The organism is Streptomyces sp. NPDC020489 (assembly GCF_044386545.1).
Taxonomy (GTDB): Bacteria; Actinomycetota; Actinomycetes; order Streptomycetales; family Streptomycetaceae; genus Streptomyces.
In genome coordinates, this window is sequence record NZ_JBIRUZ010000004.1 from 263,939 (window position 1) to 284,441 (window position 20,503).

The following is a 20,503-nucleotide window of genomic DNA, read 5'->3' on the forward strand; positions in this document are numbered from 1 at the left end:
AGCGATCCGGCCGGGCCCGCGCGCCTCAGGGCGTGACCGCCGGACTCGCGGGGGAGGGACTCTGCGGCACGGAGGACGGCTCGGAGCCGCTCGGGCCGGACTGGAGCATCGCCACGGTCGCGGCACCGGCCAGCGCGGTCGCCACCGTGGTCGCCATGGCCACGATCACCGTGGCGGCGGGCGCGGTGACCGTGGACAGCCGACGCAGATCCCGCAACCCGCTCCACGGCAGCCCGGCCAGCCGCGCCAGCCGTATCTCCCAGGACAGGCCGAGGCCGTAGCAGAAGACGACCGTCTCGCCGATGCGCAGCAGCAGGACGGTGAGTGCGTCCCGTGCGGAATAGGGAGCGGACAGCGGAATGAGCGTGAGTTCGGGAAGCAGCACGGCCAGCAGGAAGAACGTCGACTTGGCGACCGGGACGTGGCCGAGCAGCCGCGGGTAGAAGTAGCCGTAGAAGGCGCCGTACACCATCCAGCGGAGTATGTGCAGGGCGAGCAGGGCGAGTCCGCTGAGCGAGACCGTGGGGAAGAAGAATTCCCAGCTGCGCAGGTCGATGACGATCACGGGAAGCGCGAAGACCAGGCCCAGGACCGCGGTTTCCACCGCGTTCTGGCCGGGTGCTCGGGCGGCGCTGCTGGCCAGGGCGGGATTCGTCGAGATGAAACGCTTGTTGCGTATGGGCAGGGACCGCTCCGCGAGATTCCGCCACCTCATCTCGAATTCCCTGGCGTCGGTCTCCTCGGAACTCAGTGAGGTGTGGGCGGATTTGTGGAAACCGATCCAGGCCTGCCGGTGCAGACGGTTGCGTGCTTCGGCGTGCATCAGGCGCACATAGGCTCCTGGGCTGAGCCGGGAGAGCCGGTAGGCGAATTCCGCTTTTCCTTTCGGCAGCAGGAACCAGAAGGCGATCATTCCGAGGACGCAGGCGATCACGTCGCTCGCCATGAAGGTCGTGTTGGCCATCAGGGGACTGATCGACAGCCCCACGAGCACCACGCCGAAGAGGCGGACCCTGTCGTCCCGCACGGCTTCCGCGTCCACGCCCCGCCGGAAGAGGATCGCGGCGCACACCACGGCGGTGGCCAGGGTCACCAGTTCGATCAGCCCGGAGGCGACGAAGGCGGGGATGATGTCGGCCACCGCCCGGAACAGGGCGTCCTCACCGCTCCAGGAAAGGTATTTGCTCACGGGGAAGAGACACAGCGCCGCGGTGAACGCGGTCAGCGCCAGGGCGCCGATCCGCCAGGCGCCGAGCTCGCGTGCGCAGAACGTCAGCGCGGCGGCCCACGACAGGGAGCAGCCGAGGACCAGGGCGAAGGTGTGGACGGCAGGAAGGGGAGCGTCCAGCAGAGGTGCCAGAGCGAGACCGGTGAACAGCAGCCAGCCCAGCGCGGCCCCCGCTCGCCGGCCGTGCCCCAGGGCCCGGGACGCCATGGCTGACGCCACGACCGTCACGAACCCGGTGCACACCAGCCGCGGACGGTCCGCCGGGTCGGCGTACGGGGCCAGTACCGCCGGCACCGCCAGGGCGACGGCGGCGAACGGCGTGGCGGCGCCGACCCTCAGCAGCCGGGACGGACGCGCCCGGTTCCCCTCCGTGGGTCGGTGGGTGACGGCGATGATCAGCAGGGCGGGCAGCAGCACGCTCCACCAGGCGAAGGAGAACGACGTCAGGAAGGTGCCCGCTGTCCCGTCCCCCAGGAGGGAACTGTCCGAGGTGCCGAGGAAGAACCCGGTCGTCGCACTGGTCAGCGTCACCACCCCGACGGCACCGGCGGAGGCACCGGGGAACCAGGAGCGGACCAGCAGGAAGCCGGCGCCCGCGGCCGCCAGGACCAGGGCCAGCTCGTTGCGCAGGGCGTCCTCGGGTTCCGGTTTCTCCGCCGTGGCGAGGGCGGCGCCCCTTCCGTCCGGGGCCACGTAGACGCGGAACCACGCGTCGGCGTCCTGGGTGCGGATCTTGACCGTGTGCGGTTCCTGGACGTGCGGGTCGGCCTCGGACATCCCGGTGAACGAATATCCCTTCGCGGTCAGGGCGAAGTCCCGCTGACCTATGGGCGGTGTGTTCATGCCGCTGCTGTCGTAGCCGCATTGCAGACCGATCGCGGTGGCGTCCGTCAGATCGAGTGTGGTCGCCGGGACGGGAAAGGTCGCGACGACCTGGTCGCCACGGACGGTGATCCGCGGTGCCTGGGGGTAGATCCAGCCGGACGCCGGTGTCTGGACGGAGCAGGCCATCGCCTCCACGAATCCCGACCACCCGGCGGTGACCTCACCGTGCCGCAACCGCGCGGCCAGCGGATCGTCCAGGGGCAACGTGAGTACTTCCTCGCCGCTGATCTCGAGTTCGCCTTTGCCGTTCTCGGCGAATTCCAGTGAATAGGTGGAGAACCGCTTTTCCCGCCCCTCGGAGTAGGCGAGCCAGTACGAGACCCCGTCGGGCGTGGATTCGTCGGCGGTGTAATCCGCGCCGAGGGTGTAGACGGCCCATGTCATCGCGGGCATGACGCGACAGCAGAAGAAAAGGGCGAACAATGCCAGGATCACTGCCCAGGCCACTTTGAATATGTGTGAGGGTGTCCCCGAAAGTCCCGGCACCGACGCAGTGTAGCGGCGGCCGTATCGAGCCGTACAGAGAGCGGAAATCGAACGTCCCGGCGCGGTCCGTGCGCATCCGCCCCCCGAATCGCGTCGCCGAACCCCCTGTCCGCAGCCGCGCGCCCCCCTTTCGTACGCTCTACCCCATGTCCCCCCACGTCCTCATCCTCGGCGGCACCACCGAGGCCCGCGAACTCGCCGCCGCGCTCACCGCGTTGCCCGCGGTCCGCGTCACCACCTCGCTGGCGGGACGCGTGAGCCGGCCCGGGGCCGTCACCGGGGACGTGAGGGTCGGGGGGTTCGGCGGGGCGGAAGGGCTCGGCGACTGGCTGCGCGAGCAGAGGGTGGACGCCCTCGTCGACGCCACGCACCCGTTCGCCGAGACCATCACCGCCCACGCGGCACGCGCCGCCGCGGCGACCGGCGTACCGGCGGTGGTACTGCGCCGCCCGGGCTGGCGGCCGGGCCCCGACGACCGCTGGTACCCGGTCGGTTCACTGGCCGAGGCCGCCGGTCTGCTGCCCCTGCTCGGGCCGCGCGTGTTCCTCACCACCGGCCGGCTGGGCCTCGCGGTCTTCGCCCGTCTCACCGAACTCCACTTCGTCGTACGCTCCGTGGAACTGCCCGACCCGCCGATGCCGCCGCGCACCGAAGTCCTGCTGGCCCGGGGGCCGTTCACCGTCGAGGAGGAGACCGCGCTGCTCGCCGCGCACTGCGTCGACGTCGTGGTGACGAAGGACAGCGGGGGAGCGGCGACGGCCGCCAAACTCACCGCCGCCCGCCGACTGGCGCTGCCCGTCGTGGTCGTACGGCGTCCCCCGCTGCCGGCGGGCGTGCCGGTGGTGCCCGACGTCGCCGGGGTCCTGAACTGGCTGGGCCTCAGCCCGAGATGACCGAGGCCCGCATACGGTCGATGGCGCGCAGCACCTCGGCGCGGTTCTTGGCGCTCTTGATCCAGGCGGGGAGTCGGCCGATGTACGTCATCTTGCGCCCGTGCTCGTACCAGGGGGCGCGCTCGCGCAGGTCCGCGGCCACGAACCGCCGGAGCAGGTCGAGGTGTTCGAGGTTGTACGCCGTGAGCGTGCCGTGCCGGGTGTCGGCGCGCAGCCACAACCGCGGCCATGCGCACCGGTTCACCGCCCGGCACAGGCCGCAGGACCGGCAGATCACCCGAGGCTCCGGGGGCGCGCTCCGCTCGAAGTGCGCGATCCGGTCGCAGCGCGGACAGCGCACCAGCGTCGAGCCGCTGAAGTGGGCGGCGTCGAGACCGGGATCGTGGAAGCGGGCGGGGGCGGCCATGCCGGAAGTATGACGGCTGCCCGACCGGTGCCGCGCGCGGATTTCAGTGCGCGGCGGTCAGGTCCTTCGACCGGTGCGGCAGGCCGTTGCCCAGGTCCTCCACCAGCAGGCGCTTGGAGATCGTGTCGACTGCGGCCTTGAGGTCGGTGCCCGCGGGGCGGCCGATGTCCCGCTGCACGCGGTCCTCCAGCCAGGTCGCCCAGGCCCTGCCGATGACACGGGCCTCGCGGGCGCCCGCCTCGGTGTGCGAGAAGAGGTTGCCCGCCCGGGTCAGGAAGCCCTCCTCGACCATCCGGTCGAACACCGGCACCAGCACCTCGGGCGGCATGTGACGGCGGGCGGCGATCAGGCCGAGACTGGCGTGCCCCACCATCCGCGTGAACAGCTCGACCTGCATGACCGCCCAGGCCCCGGCGATGTCGAGCCGGGTGTCGGAGGCCGCCACGATCCGGCGGGCGTCGTCCACCCGCGCGGCGCCGATGATCTTCCCGACCGCCGTCTCCAGCACCCGCTGCGAGTCCGCGCCGGAGGGCTGTCCGAACCCCTCGCCCATGTCGGTGGAGCCCGCCCGCGCGCTGTCGCGCAGCTGGACCTGTTTGAGGAAGAGGGCGACCAGGAAGCCCAGCACCGCGACCGGCACCGTCCACAGGAAGACCGTCTGGATGGTGTCGGCGTAGGCGTCGATGATCGGGGCGGCCGTCGCCGAGGGCAGGTCGTGCACGCCCTGCGGGCTGGTCGCCGCCCGGCCGAGGACCGCCGGGTCCAGACCGCTGCCGGTCTGCGCGGCCTTCGCCACGGCGTCCTCGAGGCGGGGGGTGAGCGAGTTGGCGTAGATCGTGCCGAAGACGGCGGTGCCGAAGGAACTGCCCAGCGTACGGAAGAAGGTGACGCCGGAGGTGGCAGTGCCGAGGTCCGTGTACTCGACGGTGTTCTGCACGGCGATCGTCAGCACCTGCATGCACAGGCCGATGCCGCCGCCGAGCACGAACATGTACAGCGACTCCAGCCAGGTCCCGGTGCCCGGCCCCATGAGGGACATCAGATACAGCCCGAGCCCCATGACCAGCGAGCCGACGATGGGGAAGATCCGGTACCGACCCGTCTTGCTGACCACGTTGCCGCTCGCCACCGACGCGATGAGCAGACCGATGACCAGAGGCAGGGTCCGCACGCCGGAGACGGTCGCCGAGTCGCCGTCGACATACTGGAGATACGTCGGCAGATACGTCATCGCGCCGAGCATGGCGAAGCCGACGATGAAGCTGAGGATCGAGCAGACCGTGAAGACGGGATTCCCGAACAGCCGCATGGGCAGCATCGGTTCGCGCGCCCGGGACTCCACCCAGCAGAACAGCGCCAGGGCGAGCGCGCCGCCGACGAACAGGCCGATGACGACACCCGAACCCCACGCGTACTCGTTGCCGCCCCAACTCGTCGCCAGGATCAGGGCGCCGGCGCCCGCCGCGACCAGCGCGATGCCGAGGTAGTCGATGACCGGCCGGGACGCCGACCTCACCACCGGGATCGTGCGGGCCGCCGCGAAGACGACGACGATCGCGATGGGCACGTTGACGTAGAACGCCCAGCGCCAGGTCAGATGGTCGGTGAACAGTCCGCCGAGCAGCGGTCCGACGACCGTCGCGACCCCGAACACCGCACCGATCGCGCCCTGGTACTTGCCGCGTTCCCGCAGCGGGATGACGTCGGCGATGAGGGCCATCGACGTCACCATCAGACCGCCCGCGCCGATGCCCTGCACGGCCCGCCAGACGATCAGCAGCGTCATGTCGCCGGCGAGACCGCACAGGAACGAGCCCGTGATGAACACGATCGCCGAGACCTGGAAGACCACCTTGCGGCCGAACAGGTCGCCGAACTTGCCCACCAGGACCGTCGAGACGGTTTCCGCGAGCAGATAGGAGGTCACCACCCACGACATGTGCTCGGCGCCGCCCAGGTCGGAGACGATCGTCGGCAGGGCCGTGCCCACGATCGTCTGGTCCAGGGCCGCCAGCAGCATGCCGAGCATGATCGTCACGAAGACGACGTTCCGCCGACGCTTGTCCAGCACCGGCGGCTGTGTGGCGGGTGGCGCGGTTTCCTCGGTGACGGTCACGAGGTCACGATCACACCGGCGGCCCGGGGCTGCATGCGGGTGGGGCCGCCCGGGTGCCCTAGGGCCTGTTGTGAAAGTGGCCTCGTCGCCCGGAGGGCGGCCGCGCGGCGTTCGGTGCGTGCTCTCGGCGTGCCGCCCGGAAGCCCTCGTACTGGGCGTACTCGGGCTTTCGGGCGGTGCGGCGAGAGTGCGTGCCGGGCGTCGCGCGGCAGAGGCCACTTTCGCAACAGGCCCTAGCCGTCCTGGGGGTTGCGGCGCAGCAGATACGTGTCCATGATCCAGCCCTTGCGCTCCCGGGCCTCGGCCCGCAGCCGTTCGATACGGGGCGCGGTCTCCGCGATCGGGCCCGAGGCGAGGATCTCGTCCGGGGTGCCGAGGTAGGCGCCCCAGTAGATGTCGATGTCCTCGTCGGCGAAGTTCCGGAAGGTCTGGTGCGCGTCCAGCATGACGACCACGTCGTCGACCCCCTCCGGGAAGCCCTCGGCGAGGCGCCGCCCGGTGGTGATCTGCACGGGACGCGCGACCCGGTTCAGGCCGGTCCGGTGCCGGGCGACCAGCGTCGAGACGCTGCTGATGCCGGGTACGACGTCGTACGTGAAGTCGACGGCACCCCGCTCCAGGATCTCCTCCAGGATGCCGAGCGTGCTGTCGTACAGCGCGGGGTCGCCCCACACCAGGAACGCGCCGCTCTCGTCCGCACCGAGCTCCTCGGTGATCAGCCGCTCGTAGATGACCGCCCGGGCACTGCGCCAGTCCCCGACGGCCGGGGAGTAGGCGGCGCCGCCCGCCTTCCGGTCCCGGTCCGGGTCCCGCGCCTCGACGACCCGGTAGGTGCCCTCCGGTATGTGCGTGCGCAGGATCTCCCGGCGCAGGTCCGTCAGGTCGCTCTTCACCTCGCCCTTGTCCAGGACGAAGAACACGTCCGTGCTCCGCAGCGCCCTGACCGCCTGGAGGGTGAGCTGGTCGGGGTCGCCCGCGCCGATACCGATGACATGAATCTTTCGCACGCCCCGAGTCTGCCGTACGCCACTGACAGTGACGGCACCGCGTCCGGGGAGCGGCGGGGCATCGGCGATCCCGGGCGCCAGAAGCTGCGGCGTGCGGCGGGGGCGCGCCTTGGCGTCGGGGTTCTCGGCGGCGTTCCGGCCTTCGGGGGCTGCCCGGCGTGAGGCCCGCAGGTGCCCCCCGCCAGGCGGGACGTCCCGCGTGTGGACCCCGGGTGCCACAGCCCCGGCACCAGGACCTCCGGCGTCAGGAATTCGCGGCCCGGCCCTCGACGGCCCCGGCGCCACGCCCCCATCGCTGTCGCCGCGCCAGCGTCCCGTCATCGCCGTGTCAGCGCCCCCGACGCAACCGCGGCGCCCGCGCCCCCGCGTCGACCGGACCGGCGCCCTGCTCCACGTCCGTCGCGAGTACGCGCGCCCACTGGGCGAGGCCGGTCAGGTCCATGCCGTACGGCTGGTGCCGCTGTGGGCCGGACGCCCAGTCCTCGACCGCGGTGGCCCCGCGCCGGAGCAGCCGTGCCCCGCCCGTGACGTTGCCCCGGGCCGCGTGGGTGAGACCCACCGCGAGCTGGGCGAGGCCGCGCCACAGCGGCCGTTCCTCCTCGGGGCCGGACTTCCAGGCGTCCTCGAAGACCTCGTGCGCGTGGAAGGGCTTCCCCGCGTCCAGCAGTTCCTGCGCTTCCGCCACGCTCTGCTCGGGAGTCCGTACGACCCCCTCCGGCTGCCGTTCCACTCCGGCCGCGCCGTAGGGGAGGGGCCGCCCCAGCCCGTCGCGCGGGCGGGCGTTGCGTGCCCGCCCCGCGTCGTCGCGGTCCCGGGCGCCGGCCGGTCGTCCTGAGGGTGCACTGCTCATGCGTCGATTGTCCCGCGCCGCCCCGACCGCCTTCGAGGCGGCCCGGCAGGTGGGGTAAAGTGCTCTTCGCGCAATCACGCGGTTCACCGCGCGAGAACGCACCGGGACGTGGCGCAGCTTGGTAGCGCACTTGACTGGGGGTCAAGGGGTCGCAGGTTCAAATCCTGTCGTCCCGACTGGAGACAGTCGCAGGTCAGGGCCGGTTTCGGAGGTATCCGAAACCGGCCCTTGATCATACTTGGGGACCAGTTGGGGACCGGCGCCCTTGACCGGGGTCAGCGGGTCATGACGATCGGGCTCGGCAGCGAGCGCGGTGCGCGCAGCACGCTGAAGTGGGCCGAGAGCGCCGCCCCGGCGGCCGTGATTTTGTGTACGTCCGGGTGCAGGTAGCGCTGGGTGGTGGTCAGTGACCCGTGGCCGGCGATCCTGCGTAGGACGTGTACTTGGACTCCGGCGTCGGCGAACCAGGTCAGTCCGGTGTGCCGGAGGTCATGGCGGCGCAGGTGCTCGTAGCCGAGCTTGGTGACCACGTCGTCCCAGTGTGTGGCGTCGCGCAAAACGGCGGTGGAGATGCGTCCGCCGCGTGGGCCGGTGAACAGACGGGCGTCGGGATTGGGGCCGGCGGATAGGATGCGCTCGGCGATGAGGGGGCGGATCTCCTCGACGATGGGAACCTTGCGTGCCCGCTTGCCCTTGGTGCCCTTGTCGGTCAGCCCGCCGGGCGCGGGTGTGGTCTGACGCCGCACGGTCCAGATCCACTGGGTGGTGTCGATGTCTCCGACGCGGCAGCCTGAGACCTCGCCGATCCGCGCGGCGGTGCACGCGGCGAAGATGACCACGTCTCCCCAGCCGCGGTACTGGTCGTGGGAGGCGGCCACGAGCGCGTCGGCCAGCGCGACGAGGGTCTCCCAGTCGGGCAGGGCCAGCGCGCGTGGGTCGAGGAGTTCGTCCTCGGCCTGCTTGTAGAGTTTCTGCCAGCCGGTCACCCGGGCGGGGTTGACCTTGATGATGCCGTCGCGGACTGCCTGCTCCATGACGCGGACCAGGACGGCGATGGTGTTCTTCACCGTCGAGCGGCTGTGCTCGTCGGCGATCCAGTTCTGCACGGTGCGGTCGACGACGCCGTTGGTGATCATCCGCACGGCGAGGTGGCCCAGGGCGGGGACAATACGCGTCCGCCACCCCGACAGGTAGGGGTCCAGCGTTTTCAACTCCAGGCCGCGCAGGGCGAGGTCCATGTTCACTTCGCCGTATTCGGCGAGCTTCATGGTGGCCAGCGACGGGGTCAGTCCGGCTTGTGCGGCCTCAATGATCGCCTGGAGCCATTCCTGGGCTTCTTCTTCGCTGTCTTTTCCCTCGGACAGAGACTGGCGGCGCTTGCTGGTCGGATCGGTCCACCGGACACGTGCCCGATACGGAGTGGGGCGGTCAGGACGGTACTCGATGTCGGTGGAGAGCCGGACTCCGACAGGAACGTTGGTCTTATCGGCCATTGAGCTCCTTGGCCGGGACGGTGCGACGGCGGCGCAGCCATTCCTCGACGTCGAGGGCGCTGTACATGACGACGCGTTCCGAGATTGCGACGAAAGGCGGCCCCTGAGGTGGCTGAGCAGTGCGCCAGCGGCGCAGGGTTGAGGCATCCACTCCCAGACAAGCGGCGAGGTCACTGGTTGAATACCAGGCGTTGGTCAGGAGAGGCGTTTGGTCGTCAGGTGAGACGAGGTGATGGCGAGTACCTGCAGGGTACGCTGCGGCCTCCTTCTCGTGATGCGGTTCGGCGTTGGCGATAGTTGCTATCGGCTCATCGGGCAAGTGCGGCTATTCTCCGGGGAATACGGAACACTAGACGGATCTGTGGATGAGTCCAGAGACGGACGACACAGTTCGCGAACGGAGAACGCGCGCGGTGAATTTCGGGTTGCTAGGGGCGACGCGCTTTCCCTGTCGCTTAGGTCCGTGGTTGTGCTCGGGAGTCGACGTTGGCGAAATAATCGTCTCTGGAAACGCCGGTTTGGCTAACCGGCGATCACGAGCTATGTTGCTCCGCTTCAGTGGAGCAGGGCGGCACGGGCTACGCTCCACGTGCTATGCCAGGGCGAAGGCGCCTACTACTGCTGCGGGCGCGCTTCGTGATGGCTGCGGATTACATGTGTTGTCCGTACTCCGAGGTAGTGCGCGCTTGTGCGCATTCCTGCTGTCCCACGGCTTTTCCAGAGCAGCAGGGCGTGTCGCACTCCGGTTCTGGCGAACATCAGCCCTGCGGTGACGGAGGTCGGCTGGCATGGACTGCATGTCTGTCGGGGGCTGACGCACACGGTGGCGTCTTGGCCGTCAGAGTCTCTTGGAAATGCGAAGGGTTGGCGCGCCGGACCGACCTCGCCACGTTGGAGCCCTGGAGTTCGATGTCACCCGCTGGAACCAAGAGGTCCAAGAGTCCCCAACAGCCCTCCTTGTGCGCCGATGTACGTCCATCCTGGGAGCATGACTCAGGCCGAACCCTTGCTAGCACCGTGCAGCACGCCGAGGATCACGGCGGTGACGCGACGCGACATCTTTGCCTACCTGCGTGGCGAGGGCGGCCCCTGGTGGGGACGGCTCGACGAGATCGACTTCCTGGAGGGTCTGTACGACCTGGACGGGCTGGCGTCGACGGACTCCCGGTTCACGACGGCGCGTGGCGACATAGTGCAGCACCGGGTCAACAATCCATTGGACTTGCCGGACGACTGGGTTTTCGAGGACCCGCGCTTTCAACTTCTCGATGGCCCCGATGAGGTGCTCCTTGCCTTCCTGACGCGGCTCGTTCATCCACAGGTACAGCCCGACGTCGACCAGTCATCCCGACGAGTCGAGGAGCTGAATCGCCTCCTAGGGCCGGACGGCTGGACCTTCCGCGCCTTCGAGTTCCTGTCGGGCCGGCCGATCTACAAGGCGGTTCCCACGCAGCCCACTGGCCCCGTGGTCTCGCTGCCGCTCGCCGACGACGACACCGGCAAACTCGACCTCGTTCTCGGGCAGACGTACAGCCTCCTCGACCGCGACCGCGAGGAGGTGGCCCGTGACCTGCTCCGCGCGACCGTCCTGACGCTGCGCCGTGACGGCGGCATCTACCACCCCATGCCCGGTGACCGATGGACGGACGATACATACGAGGCTGTCCTCACAGTGGACCGCGCGTTGCTGCCCGCGTTCACAGCAGCGGTCACCGACGCGATCTGGCAGCGGCTGGAATCCGTGCTCGCCAGGGTCCAGCGCGAAGATGTTCAGTCCCTCGTGGTCGAAGGCGATATAGGGCATTTGCCGGCCATCCCGCCGGACTGGAGGAACCAGACGGCCGAGCCGGGTCCGCCCATCGCTCGGCGTCTTCGCATCGGTCTGCTGAACCCGGAGTTCGACGTCACACGGCAGGACTTCTCGGACCTTGAGATCCGCGGCACCGGCCTTCCCTACTTCTACGACATCCGCCGAGGTCGTCTGATCACCGAATTCCTCCTCGACGACCGGCCGCAGGTGGCCACGCTGTGCCACGTCACCCTCATCAACAAGGACGGCGTCCTTTCGCCCAGGATCAAACTGTGGAAGAAGGACAAGACCAAGGCTGCGAAAACGCCAGCCACGGAGGTGATCCCCGGTACCGAGGCGTCTCAGATCGTCAAGGCGCTTGTTGACACAGGAGATGTCCACGAGAGCTTCTGGAAGGTCATCAGCTTCCTCCAGAGCTGCGTCGGGCTGGACCTCCCGGGAAGCAGCCTACGGCTGGTCGTCGGCGACGAAGCCGAGTTGGCTCGGCTCCTGGCCGACCAGGACCGCACGACACTCCTTGAAGCCGTCAGGACCGCTATCGGTGGCGCCCTCACTGAGGAGGACATCCGGCTGATCAGCAACCGCAAGTCGCAACTCCAACGGTTCAGGCAGCTGTTGAACGACCCGGAGTTCTTCGAGCGAGAGCGCGGCCGGGTGGCCGGGCCGGAAGCAGTCTGGCAGGACTTCTTCGAGGAGAATCCGTGGATCTTTGGGTACGGCCTCACCCTCGTCGCTTGTGGCCCCTTCGACGACGGCAAGCTGGAGCGCATCACCACTGGCGCCAACATCTTCTCGGGGGCGGGAAAGCGCAGTGACGCGGTCATGCGCTCCAAGGGTTTCATCAGCAGCCTGCTGTTCTGCGAAATCAAGACCCACCGGACATCCCTGCTGGCTGGCGCGCCGTACCGGCTCCCAGACGTGTACCAGGTCTCCAAGGACGTGGTTGGCGCCGTGGCGCAGGTGCAGAAGACCGCCTACAAGGCCCGACAACTGGTCAGTGGCGAACTGCACAGGCACTACCGGGACGACGGCGCCCCGACCGACATCGAAATCTCCACTGCCCGCCCCCGCCAGGTATTGGTGATCGGAAGCCTCAGCGAGTTCACTAACGGCGGCGCGGCGAACCCGGAGAAGATCACCTCCTTTGAGCAGTACAGGCGATCCATCCAGGACGTCGAAGTCATCACGTTCGACGAGCTCTACGAACGGGCCTGCTTCATCGTGGAGGACCGCTGAGGCTAACGAGGACCCGACCGCACCAAGGTGGGGCGGCGGTCACCCATGCCCCGGGCTTTGAAGGAGGGTCTCTGATTCGAACTCGCGCTCTGAGCTTGGGAAGCGACGGCTCTTGGAGAGCCGGATAGCTTCTGACCTGGCAAGAGTAATCCAGCACGGGACTCCGGCGTTGTCCGAGAGCGCTTCATGTGAGGGCCAGCGTGTTGAGGCGCGCACGCGTGAGTGCCACGTAGAGGGCGCGATGGTCTGCCTCCGCAGGGTCGAGGCCGAGCGCCAGGGCCGAGACGTCTGCGGTGCTCAGCTTTATGGCCACCGTGTTCCACTCTCGACCTTTGGACTGGTGGCATGTGAGGCCAGGGACCAGCTGGTCATCTCCGAGCCGGAGCTGTAAACGGGTCATTGCGAGGAGGGGCTTGCGTGCGTAGCGCTGTGCAGCTAGAGCCGGAATCAGATCGACCAGCCCGTCTGAAAGGCTCTGCCATACCTGCCGAGACGGGGCGCCGTCTTTCAGGTGAGAGACGGCATCCTGCAGGCAAGAGTGGAGAGTTGTCGCTAGAGCATCCTTTTCCAGACCCAGCGTGGCCAAAGCGTCGTGCAGAAATACTGCCTGCAAGCCGAGTGCATGCTGGGTGATCTCGTTGAGAAGCAGTGTGCATATCGCCTCCTGGACTTGTCCTACACCAGGCTTGATGGCAAGGGGAAGTACGTGTGGATCGGCGCCCCAAAGTGCCTGCCATTTATGTGCAATGACCACATCGGCGTCCTGAGCGAGGCCCGGGGGCAGTTGCACTGGCATCCGTCGGCGCAGCTGCCTCGTGAGTGATGCCTGCCTGTCGCTTCCCCACCGGAATGATTCATCCAGGCGGTGTGTGGTGAAGCTATTCTCGCTGATGTAAGTCCTCATCGCCGCGGGACGTGCGCCTCTGAACTGGTAGAGGGCTTGCCAGGGGTCCCCGACCAGAGTGAGTGACCTGCACCCTGAAGCGGCCAACGAGAAGATGTCCCTGTCCAGGTCGTTAGCGTCGAACACTTCGTCCACCGTCAAGGATCGTATGGTGGTCTCGAAGTAGGAGGTCAGCGCTTTCCTTACCTCGCCGCTTGCGAGGGCTCCTTGCAGGACCTCTCGTACGTTGTCGTGTGTGCATCTGCCCTCAGAGATCGCTTTCCTGAAGTCCAGGACGGAGGGGTGGCTTGCCGATTGAGATTCGTCAACGGTTCTTATGACAACCTGTCCGCTGTCGACGCTCAGAACGGGCCTTATGCGCCCAGGTTTCACGGGGAGGGCCGTTCGCCACGTGTCCAGGACATCGAGGTCGGTGTGACCGCCTGGCCACTGGACGACGCCCTCTTGGAGGAGGTGGAAGAGAAGGTCGCACAGCAGGGTGTCCAGGGTCACGATGCGGTGCGGCCAGGTCACTGATGACGGGCCCCAGTGCCGGATGACGCGGTTTCGTAGTTCCTCGGTGGCTGACCGTGTGAAGCTGACGGCTACGACTGCCCGCCGGTCGGTGGTGGCGGCAAAGCGGTGCAGTCCGAATCGCACTGCTGACACTGTGGTCTTTCCCGAGCCAGGCGCCGCTTCCACGTAGACGCATGCGTGCGGACTGCCGCTGGCCATGAGCTGTCGTGGCGTCAGGCTGTTGATCCCCGCGCCAGGCTTAGGCATTGCTCTGTGCTCCTGGCCATTGACCAGGTATCGGTACTCGTGCGTTGGGCCAGCCTCCAGGACCGCGGTTCACCGCGCGGTCCTGCTGCGCCGGACGTGCGAGGAGTAGATCGTCCCAGCGCGTTGCCTCCTCCGCACCAACGATTGCCGGCTCGGACTCTGCCTCCTCCGGGTCCGGTTCGTGCTCCTGCCAGAACGCCGGTTCGTCGAGGTCGTCCCAGTCGAAATGGTCCGGGATCTCATCCCAGATGTTGTCCGGCGCAAGCCAGGCGGGCGGTTCCGCTACGGCCTCGTCGGCCGGGGTATCGGTGGCGACGGAGTCCGGGGCAGAAGGGTAGAGGAAGTCGAAGAGATTCCTGAGGTGGTCGGGTACGCGGACAGGCGCGAGGCCGTCAGCTTGCCCATGCTCAGTGTCGGTGGCGTCGCGCAGCAGGGCGGCGAGCGTCAGGGCGAACTCAGCCTTTCGCCGTGCGCCTCGCCCTTCCTTCACTCCTTCATCTCCGTCCTTGCCCGCTCGCCGGCTCCCGAAGTAGGCACGGACACTCTCGACGGAGACTTCGGCCAGCGGGTGCTCCGGGTCGACAGATTGCTGGGCTGCTGCGATGAGATGCTCGTTGCCCGGAGTGATCGCTGGCTCAAGTGTGGGGTGGCTGATAAAGGCTTGGACGATCGACGGATCGTGCTCGGCGAGCCACTTGGGCGAGTCTCGTGCGCCGTCGAAGGGCAAGTCGCTGTCGCTGTCGCGGAGGATGGCCAGCTTCGTGCACAGCTCTGCCCCGTGTGTAGCCAGGAGGCGGACAGCCCATTGACCGACCTTGGTGCCCATGGGGACGATGCTCAGGGCATCAATGAAGGCTTGCTTCGCATCATCGTCTGCGGCCCAGGCTCGGCCGAACTCTCGTACCACGGCGCCCTCTGTCACCCCTTCGACCAGAAGCAGGCGTTCAGCGAAGAGTGCTGATGAACGGCTCGCGTCGAGGTGCAGTCGGGTCATTCGCAGAGTGGCCTCGCGATGCTGGTGCGGGACGACGTCTTTCACGCACCGACTGATGCTTCCCTGCCCCGTGCGGCGTACGACGACAAGTTCCTCCGGGTCGCACGCGGTGATGATGTCGGTCGCATGGCTGGAGAGGATCACCTGCAGCTCAGGTCGCGACCTGACGGTCCTGCGCAGGTAGCGGACCAGCGAGTGCTGCAGCTGAGGGTGGAGATGCGCTTCGGGCTCCTCGATGACGACCGTTGCATGGAAGGGGGCCGTGGAGAAAAAGGAGTCTTCCTCCGATGCTGCCTCAGCTTGGGCTTGGACCAGATTCTCGAAGGCGTGCCGGGCCTGCTCCTCCTCGGAGAGGGGCTCCCCGTCTCCGAGGCTTTCCATCGGGTCCCTAGTTTCGATGGGCGCTTCGGTGGAATCGGGTATCGCTGCCAACGTCACCGCGATGTGCAGCAGGTTCACATACCCCAGTCCGGAGACCTCCAAGGGACGGGCCTCGGAGCGGCCTTCGACGACGGCGAGCATGACTTCCAGCACGCGCGCAAGGTAGGCGTCGTCGATGACTTGGCCACGGATGTATGGCCACTGCGGACTCACTCCGGCGGACAGCCTGCCCAAGTGTTCCCCGATTCGTGCTTCTACGGCGTCGATCAGGCTGTCTTTGGCAAGGTCCTCGAGCAGCCGGGAGGCGCGGGCCCGTAGAGCCACCAGGTTGCGGCTGCCGTGGAGTTCCTGCTGTCGCGCCCGCAGTAGCTCGACCAGGATGCGTGCCTCGCGTCGGGCGAGTTCGTCCAGCGGATGACGCCAGGCGGGCAGATAGATCAGTTTGAACTTGTCCAACTTTGGGGCAATTCCGTGGTTATTGGTCAACCGGGAGGTGACCGTTCCCAGCTGTCGGTGCAGGGAGACACTCCAGGAGTCAGCGTCGCCACCGAGGCGTCGGTGGCCCGTGGTGTGAAGCTCGCGGCCAAGCCGCCCTTCCGCTTCGAGGGTCTCTCCCAGCGCATAGGTGATGTCGATGCTGCGCTCTACGCCTGCGTCAGGTGGTGCCAGTACAGCTGAAGTCGGCCGCGGCAGCACGGGGAACCGGCTTCCGGGGTGCGCGAGGTAGAGCGCGTCTGTGAGCGTCGTCTTGCCGGCGCCGTTCGCGCCGATTAGCACACTGAATCTGCCAGGAAGAATGCAAGTCATTGGAGTCTCTGCGCTCGCGCGCAGGCCGCTCACCGCAACTCGACTCAGATGCATGGCAGATCCCCCGATCGGCTCGCTCGCTCTGTGAACATCATCGCTCAGCGATATGCACGTGCAGGCCCATTTTGATCGTTGGGGAAATTTCCCCCGGGGCCTCGATCCTCCGCAGGTGGTAGTGCACCGAGGTGCCCCGGTGTGGAAGAGGGCTGAGGGCGCCGACCTCGCGCCTCGCGGGCGTGCTGTCGGTGCCCGACTTGTTCGCGCCCGGCAACCGGCGCACGACACCGGCGGCCCGCGACGTCCTCGACTCGGATCTCCGGTTTCGGTTAGTGACCCATAGCCGCGAGTGATGTGATAACGAGCGTACTGTCACAGGAAGAAGAGTTCTTCCTGGTACCTATCGATGGTGGCGGGCGGGGTCATGCTTGTTTTTCTACCCGTGCGCTGGCGGCGCGGGCACGGAGGGGTGTGTGGCCGTGCGCCGGGGGCCGCTGACCCGGTCGACCGGCCGTTCAGTACACCTTCTTCACAGGCTTAACGGCCGTTGCGGAAACAAATCTCTACCCGCCCGACGTTGTTGATCTCCGATGTGAGAGCGGGGGAGGTCGGCTTGAAGCTGTTCCGTACGGACGCAACGAAAAGCGGCGTGACTGAGGTCACGCCGCGTCTTGCTGAGGTCGAGGCAGATGTGCAGGGTCTCGTCGAGGCGCACATGGAGACGCTGCTGGGCGTCCGGTTCCTGGCGAGCGAGTACGGCACGGGGCCGGTGCACGCGGGCCGGATCGATTCGCTCGGGCTGGACGAGAACGGATCGCCGGTCATTGTCGAGTACAAGCGCGGTGTCGACGCCGGCGTCATCAACCAGGGCTTGTTCTACCTGGCGTGGCTGATGGACCACCGGGCCGAGTTCGAGCGCCTGGTCCGCGACCGGCTCGGCGTGACGGCCGCGTCCCAGGTCCTCTGGAGCGGCCCGCGCCTGATCTGCATCGCCGGCGACTTCACCCGCTACGACATGCACGCCGTGCGCGAGCACCGACGGTCGATCGACTTGGTCCGCTACCGGCTCTTCGGCAGCGACCTGCTCGGGCTTGAGACCGTGGCGTCCGTGAGCGGCAGCATGCAGGTGGCCCGCCGGACGCGGCGCCATGGGGTTGCTCGGGCGGTGGCCGACGTCCAGGGCGCGTCGATGGTGGAGCTGGCGGGCGCGGTCGACGAGGTACTGCTCGGGCTCGGGGACGGTGTGAACCGCGTCGAGCGCAAGCAGTACCGGGCGTACCAGCGGCTGCGGAACTTCGCCTGTCTGTGTCCGCCGCAGCGGACCAAGCTGCTGGTCTACCTGAAGGTCGCCCCGAAGGACGTCGACCTCGTTCCGGGGTTCACCCGGGACGTGTCGGGTCTCGGTCACCACGGGACGGGTGACTTGGAGGTGCAGCTCCGTACGCCGAAGGACGTGGAGCGGGCGCAGGATCTGTTCCGGGCGAGCTACGCGGCGGCGTGATCGCCTGTCAGCCTCTTGGCCGCGCTCGCTTAGCGACTGCTCTCTGGTCGTGGGTGGTGCCTTTCGACGTGCGGGCAGGGCGTGGCGGTGGACTATCAATGGTGCGCGGGATCGCCGGTTTGGGTAACCGGCGATCCCGCGCTATGTTGCCCCGCTCTCGTGGCCGGTGATCAGCGTGAACGGCTGGCAGAGCGACTGGCCGCGACCGCTCGAACGGCCGGCGGGCTGGTGAAGAGGGGCGTCCTGCGCTCGGGGCCCGCCGTTTGCGGGCGGCGAAGACCGGTTTCGTGGGCGAGGGTCTCGGAGAGATCGGCCAGCAGCGAACTCGGGGTGTGCGGGGACGCGGTGACGGCCCAAGTGGGCCTGTCAGGATCGAGACCGGCCCAGACGGTCCAGGTGGCCAGGTCCTGGCTCGGGTGCTGGGCAGTGAAGGCGTCGAACTGGACGCCCGCGTCCCCGGCGGGGGATGTCCAGCGGATCCATCGCCCGTCCACGGTGTGCTTCCATCCGGCGTCGGAGAGGGGTTGCGTGGCCGCGGTGACCATCTTCTCGTCCACCGGGGCGCCGACGGCTGTGTCCCAGCCGTCGCCGTCGGCGAGATGGTCCAGCAGTTCCTGTAGCACGGGGGCGGGCGTGGCGCCGGTCGCGGTGAGGACCCATATGCGGTTGGAGACGGGCGTCTCGTAGGCGGCTACGGTCCATGCGGTCTCGTGGGCCGGGGTTTCGTGGACGCGCTCGATGCGCAGGGTCTGGGACTCGTGGATGGCGTGCGTCGTCTCGTCCGACCAGGTCCGTTCCCTGTCAAGTTCAGCGTGTTGAGTCATTTGATCTACGGAGGCGTAAGAACGACGAAGGACCCCGGTGACGGCCGGGGTCCTTCGTGTTTGGCGGGGCTGGGGGTCAGTGGCTGGTGAGTTCGCCGGTGAGTTTGCCGTGGAGGTCGGCGCTGGGGTCGTTGAGGCCGATGATCTCCACGGTCTTGCCGCGCTGGGTGTACTTGGTCTCGATGGCGTCCAGGGCGGCCACTGAGGAGGCGTCCCAGATGTGTGCGGCGGACAGGTCGATGACGACCTTCTTCGGGTCGCCCGCGTAGTCGAACTGGCCGACGAGGTCGTTGGATGAGGCGAAGAACAGCTCGCCGGTCACGGAGTAGACCACGGTGGTGCCGTCGGGGTCGGTGACGGCGGTGACGTTGGCGAGGTGGGCGACGCGTTTGGCGAAGATGACCATCGCGGTGACGGAGCCGACGACGACGCCGATGGCGAGGTTGTCGGTGGCGACCACGCAGATCACGGTGATGGCCATGACGGCGATCTCCCCGGCCGGCATCCGCTTGAGGGTCTTGGGGGCGATGGAGTGCCAGTCGAAGGTCGCGAACGACACCATCACCATCACGGCGACCAGGGCCGCCATCGGGATGTCGGAGACGACCGGCCCGAAGACGATGCACAGCACCATCAGGAACACGCCCGCGAGGAACGTGGACAGGCGGGTGCGGGCGCCGGACACCTTCACGTTGATCATCGTCTGGCCGATCATCGCGCAGCCGCCCATGCCGCCGAAGAAGCCGGTGACGATGTTGGCGATGCCCTGGCCGATGGACTCGCGGGTCTTGGAGGAGTGGGTGTCGGTGATGTCGTCGACGAGCTTGGCGGTCATCAGGGACTCCATCAGGCCGACCAGCGCCATCGCGAAGGCGTACGGGGCGATGGTGGTCAGGGTGTCCATGGTGAACGGCACGTCCGGCAGGCCCGGGACCGGCAGCGAGGACGGCAGGGCGCCCTTGTCGCCCACGGTCGGCACCGCGATCCCGGCGGCGACCGTGATCACGGTGAGGATGATGATGGAGACCAGGGGGGCCGGGATCACGGTGGTGACCTTCGGGAAGAACACCATCAGCGCCAGCCCGGCGGCGATCAGCGGATACACGGCCCACGGGACGTCGTGCATCTCGGGGACCTGGGCCATGAAGATCAGGATCGCGAGGGCGTTGACGAAACCGACCATCACCGAGCGCGGTACGAACCGCATCAGCTTCGCCACACCCAGCGCGCCGAGGGCGACCTGGATGACGCCGGCGAGGATGACGGCGGCGATCAGGTAGCCCAGGCCGTGCTCACGGTTCAGCGGCGCGATCACGAGGGCGATGGCGCCGGTGGCGGCGGAGATCATCGCGCGGCGTCCGCCGACGATCGAGATGACCACGGCCATGGTGAACGAGGCGAACAGGCCGATCGCCGGGTCGACCCCGGCGATGATCGAGAACGAGATCGCCTCCGGGATCAGCGCGAGCGCGACCACCAGGCCGGCCAGGACCTCGGTCCGCCAGACCTTCGGGTTGTTCAGCCAGTCCGGACGCAGGCCGCGCAGCCGCGCGGCGGGGGACACAACGGAAGAAGACAAGAGAGAGGGAACCTGTCGTGCTCGGGCACACCCCGCTCTGGGCAGGCCGGGGGTGTGCGGGAGGACGCGGAAGGGCCGGGCCGGCACCCCGCGGACGGCCCGCGAGAGGCGAGCCGGAAGTCGAAGAAGGAAGGAGCCGGAGGCCACCGCGAACGGCGTGGCCGAACGGCTCACCTCAGAGAGCGAAGCGTCACGGCGGGCAGGCGGCGGCGATGGGCGTCATGGGCTCGCGCACGCTCTCTCCTGCAAGAATCGGATCTTCGCCGGGGGCACCGTCGGCCCCGGTACGGCAGTGGCGGGGCAGCGCGGGCCGCCCTCGTCATCAGCAACTCTACCCTAACGTT

General features: G+C 68.0%; 14 protein-coding genes and 1 tRNA gene. 4 read left to right on the forward strand and 11 right to left on the reverse strand.

The window, feature by feature from the left end; all coding sequences use genetic code 11:
• Nucleotides 1-25: 25 nt before the first annotated feature.
• On the reverse strand, nt 26-2,506 hold the full coding sequence (locus ACH41F_RS11650; RefSeq protein WP_398834555.1) for a hypothetical protein: 2,481 nt from the start codon (nt 2,504-2,506) through the stop codon (nt 26-28).
• Nucleotides 2,507-2,745: 239 nt separating this feature from the next.
• Here ACH41F_RS11650 and ACH41F_RS11655 point away from each other — a divergent pair, with 239 nt between their 5' ends.
• Nucleotides 2,746-3,492, forward strand: a complete 747-nt coding sequence (locus ACH41F_RS11655; protein WP_391235087.1) for a cobalt-precorrin-6A reductase — start codon at nt 2,746-2,748, stop codon at nt 3,490-3,492.
• On the opposite strand, the gene ACH41F_RS11660 is transcribed toward ACH41F_RS11655, so the two are convergent.
• From ACH41F_RS11660 to ACH41F_RS11675, 4 genes are all read right to left on the reverse strand, one after another.
• Complete coding sequence (locus ACH41F_RS11660) at nt 3,479-3,898, reverse strand: hypothetical protein (RefSeq protein WP_391235085.1); 420 nt, start codon at nt 3,896-3,898, stop codon at nt 3,479-3,481. The two genes, ACH41F_RS11655 and ACH41F_RS11660, sit on opposite strands and share 14 nt — an antisense overlap.
• Before the next feature lie 43 nt (nt 3,899-3,941).
• Nucleotides 3,942-6,014: a DHA2 family efflux MFS transporter permease subunit gene (locus tag ACH41F_RS11665; RefSeq protein ID WP_391235083.1), complete on the reverse strand. Its 2,073-nt coding sequence runs from the start codon at nt 6,012-6,014 to the stop codon at nt 3,942-3,944.
• A 233-nt stretch (nt 6,015-6,247) separates the two neighbouring features.
• Complete coding sequence (gene cobF / locus ACH41F_RS11670) at nt 6,248-7,021, reverse strand: precorrin-6A synthase (deacetylating) (RefSeq protein ID WP_391235081.1); 774 nt, start codon at nt 7,019-7,021, stop codon at nt 6,248-6,250.
• A 328-nt stretch (nt 7,022-7,349) separates the two neighbouring features.
• Nucleotides 7,350-7,871, reverse strand: coding sequence for a DUF309 domain-containing protein (locus ACH41F_RS11675; protein ID WP_391235079.1), 522 nt, complete (start codon nt 7,869-7,871; stop codon nt 7,350-7,352).
• A gap of 102 nt (nt 7,872-7,973) precedes the next feature.
• On the opposite strand from ACH41F_RS11675, the gene ACH41F_RS11680 reads away from it, so the two are divergent.
• Nucleotides 7,974-8,047 (forward strand) — tRNA-Pro (locus ACH41F_RS11680).
• Between the two features lie 99 nt (nt 8,048-8,146).
• Here the strand turns inward: ACH41F_RS11680 and ACH41F_RS11685 are convergent.
• Together ACH41F_RS11685 and ACH41F_RS11690 are read right to left on the reverse strand one after the other, a co-directional pair.
• Nucleotides 8,147-9,364, reverse strand: a complete 1,218-nt coding sequence (locus ACH41F_RS11685; RefSeq protein WP_398834561.1) for a tyrosine-type recombinase/integrase — start codon at nt 9,362-9,364, stop codon at nt 8,147-8,149.
• Nucleotides 9,354-9,683, reverse strand: a complete 330-nt coding sequence (locus ACH41F_RS11690) for a helix-turn-helix transcriptional regulator (protein WP_398834563.1) — start codon at nt 9,681-9,683, stop codon at nt 9,354-9,356. Before ACH41F_RS11690 ends, ACH41F_RS11685 begins: the two co-directional genes overlap by 11 nt.
• 669 nt (nt 9,684-10,352) lie before the next feature.
• On the opposite strand from ACH41F_RS11690, the gene ACH41F_RS11695 reads away from it, so the two are divergent.
• Nucleotides 10,353-12,410: a Shedu anti-phage system protein SduA domain-containing protein gene (locus ACH41F_RS11695; RefSeq protein WP_398834566.1), complete on the forward strand. Its 2,058-nt coding sequence runs from the start codon at nt 10,353-10,355 to the stop codon at nt 12,408-12,410.
• Nucleotides 12,411-12,594: 184 nt separating this feature from the next.
• On the opposite strand, the gene ACH41F_RS11700 is transcribed toward ACH41F_RS11695, so the two are convergent.
• The gene (locus ACH41F_RS11700) at nt 12,595-14,076 is read right to left on the reverse strand and encodes a UvrD-helicase domain-containing protein (RefSeq protein ID WP_398834569.1); all 1,482 of its coding nucleotides are present in this window, start codon (nt 14,074-14,076) and stop codon (nt 12,595-12,597) included.
• Entirely contained in the window at nt 14,069-16,228 is a 2,160-nt protein-coding gene (locus ACH41F_RS11705; RefSeq protein ID WP_398834572.1) for an ATP-dependent nuclease, read from the reverse strand. The genes ACH41F_RS11700 and ACH41F_RS11705 overlap by 8 nt, the downstream gene beginning before the upstream one ends.
• Before the next feature lie 619 nt (nt 16,229-16,847).
• Here ACH41F_RS11705 and ACH41F_RS11710 point away from each other — a divergent pair.
• Nucleotides 16,848-17,756, forward strand: coding sequence for a DUF5655 domain-containing protein (locus ACH41F_RS11710; protein ID WP_398835362.1), 909 nt, complete (start codon nt 16,848-16,850; stop codon nt 17,754-17,756).
• A 170-nt stretch (nt 17,757-17,926) separates the two neighbouring features.
• Here ACH41F_RS11710 and ACH41F_RS11715 read toward each other — a convergent pair whose 3' ends face one another.
• Nucleotides 17,927-18,580, reverse strand: coding sequence for a DUF317 domain-containing protein (locus ACH41F_RS11715; RefSeq protein ID WP_398834575.1), 654 nt, complete (start codon nt 18,578-18,580; stop codon nt 17,927-17,929).
• 76 nt (nt 18,581-18,656) lie between these two features.
• Complete coding sequence (locus ACH41F_RS11720; protein ID WP_398834578.1) at nt 18,657-20,159, reverse strand: SulP family inorganic anion transporter; 1,503 nt, start codon at nt 20,157-20,159, stop codon at nt 18,657-18,659.
• Between the last annotated feature and the right edge of the window lie 344 nt (nt 20,160-20,503).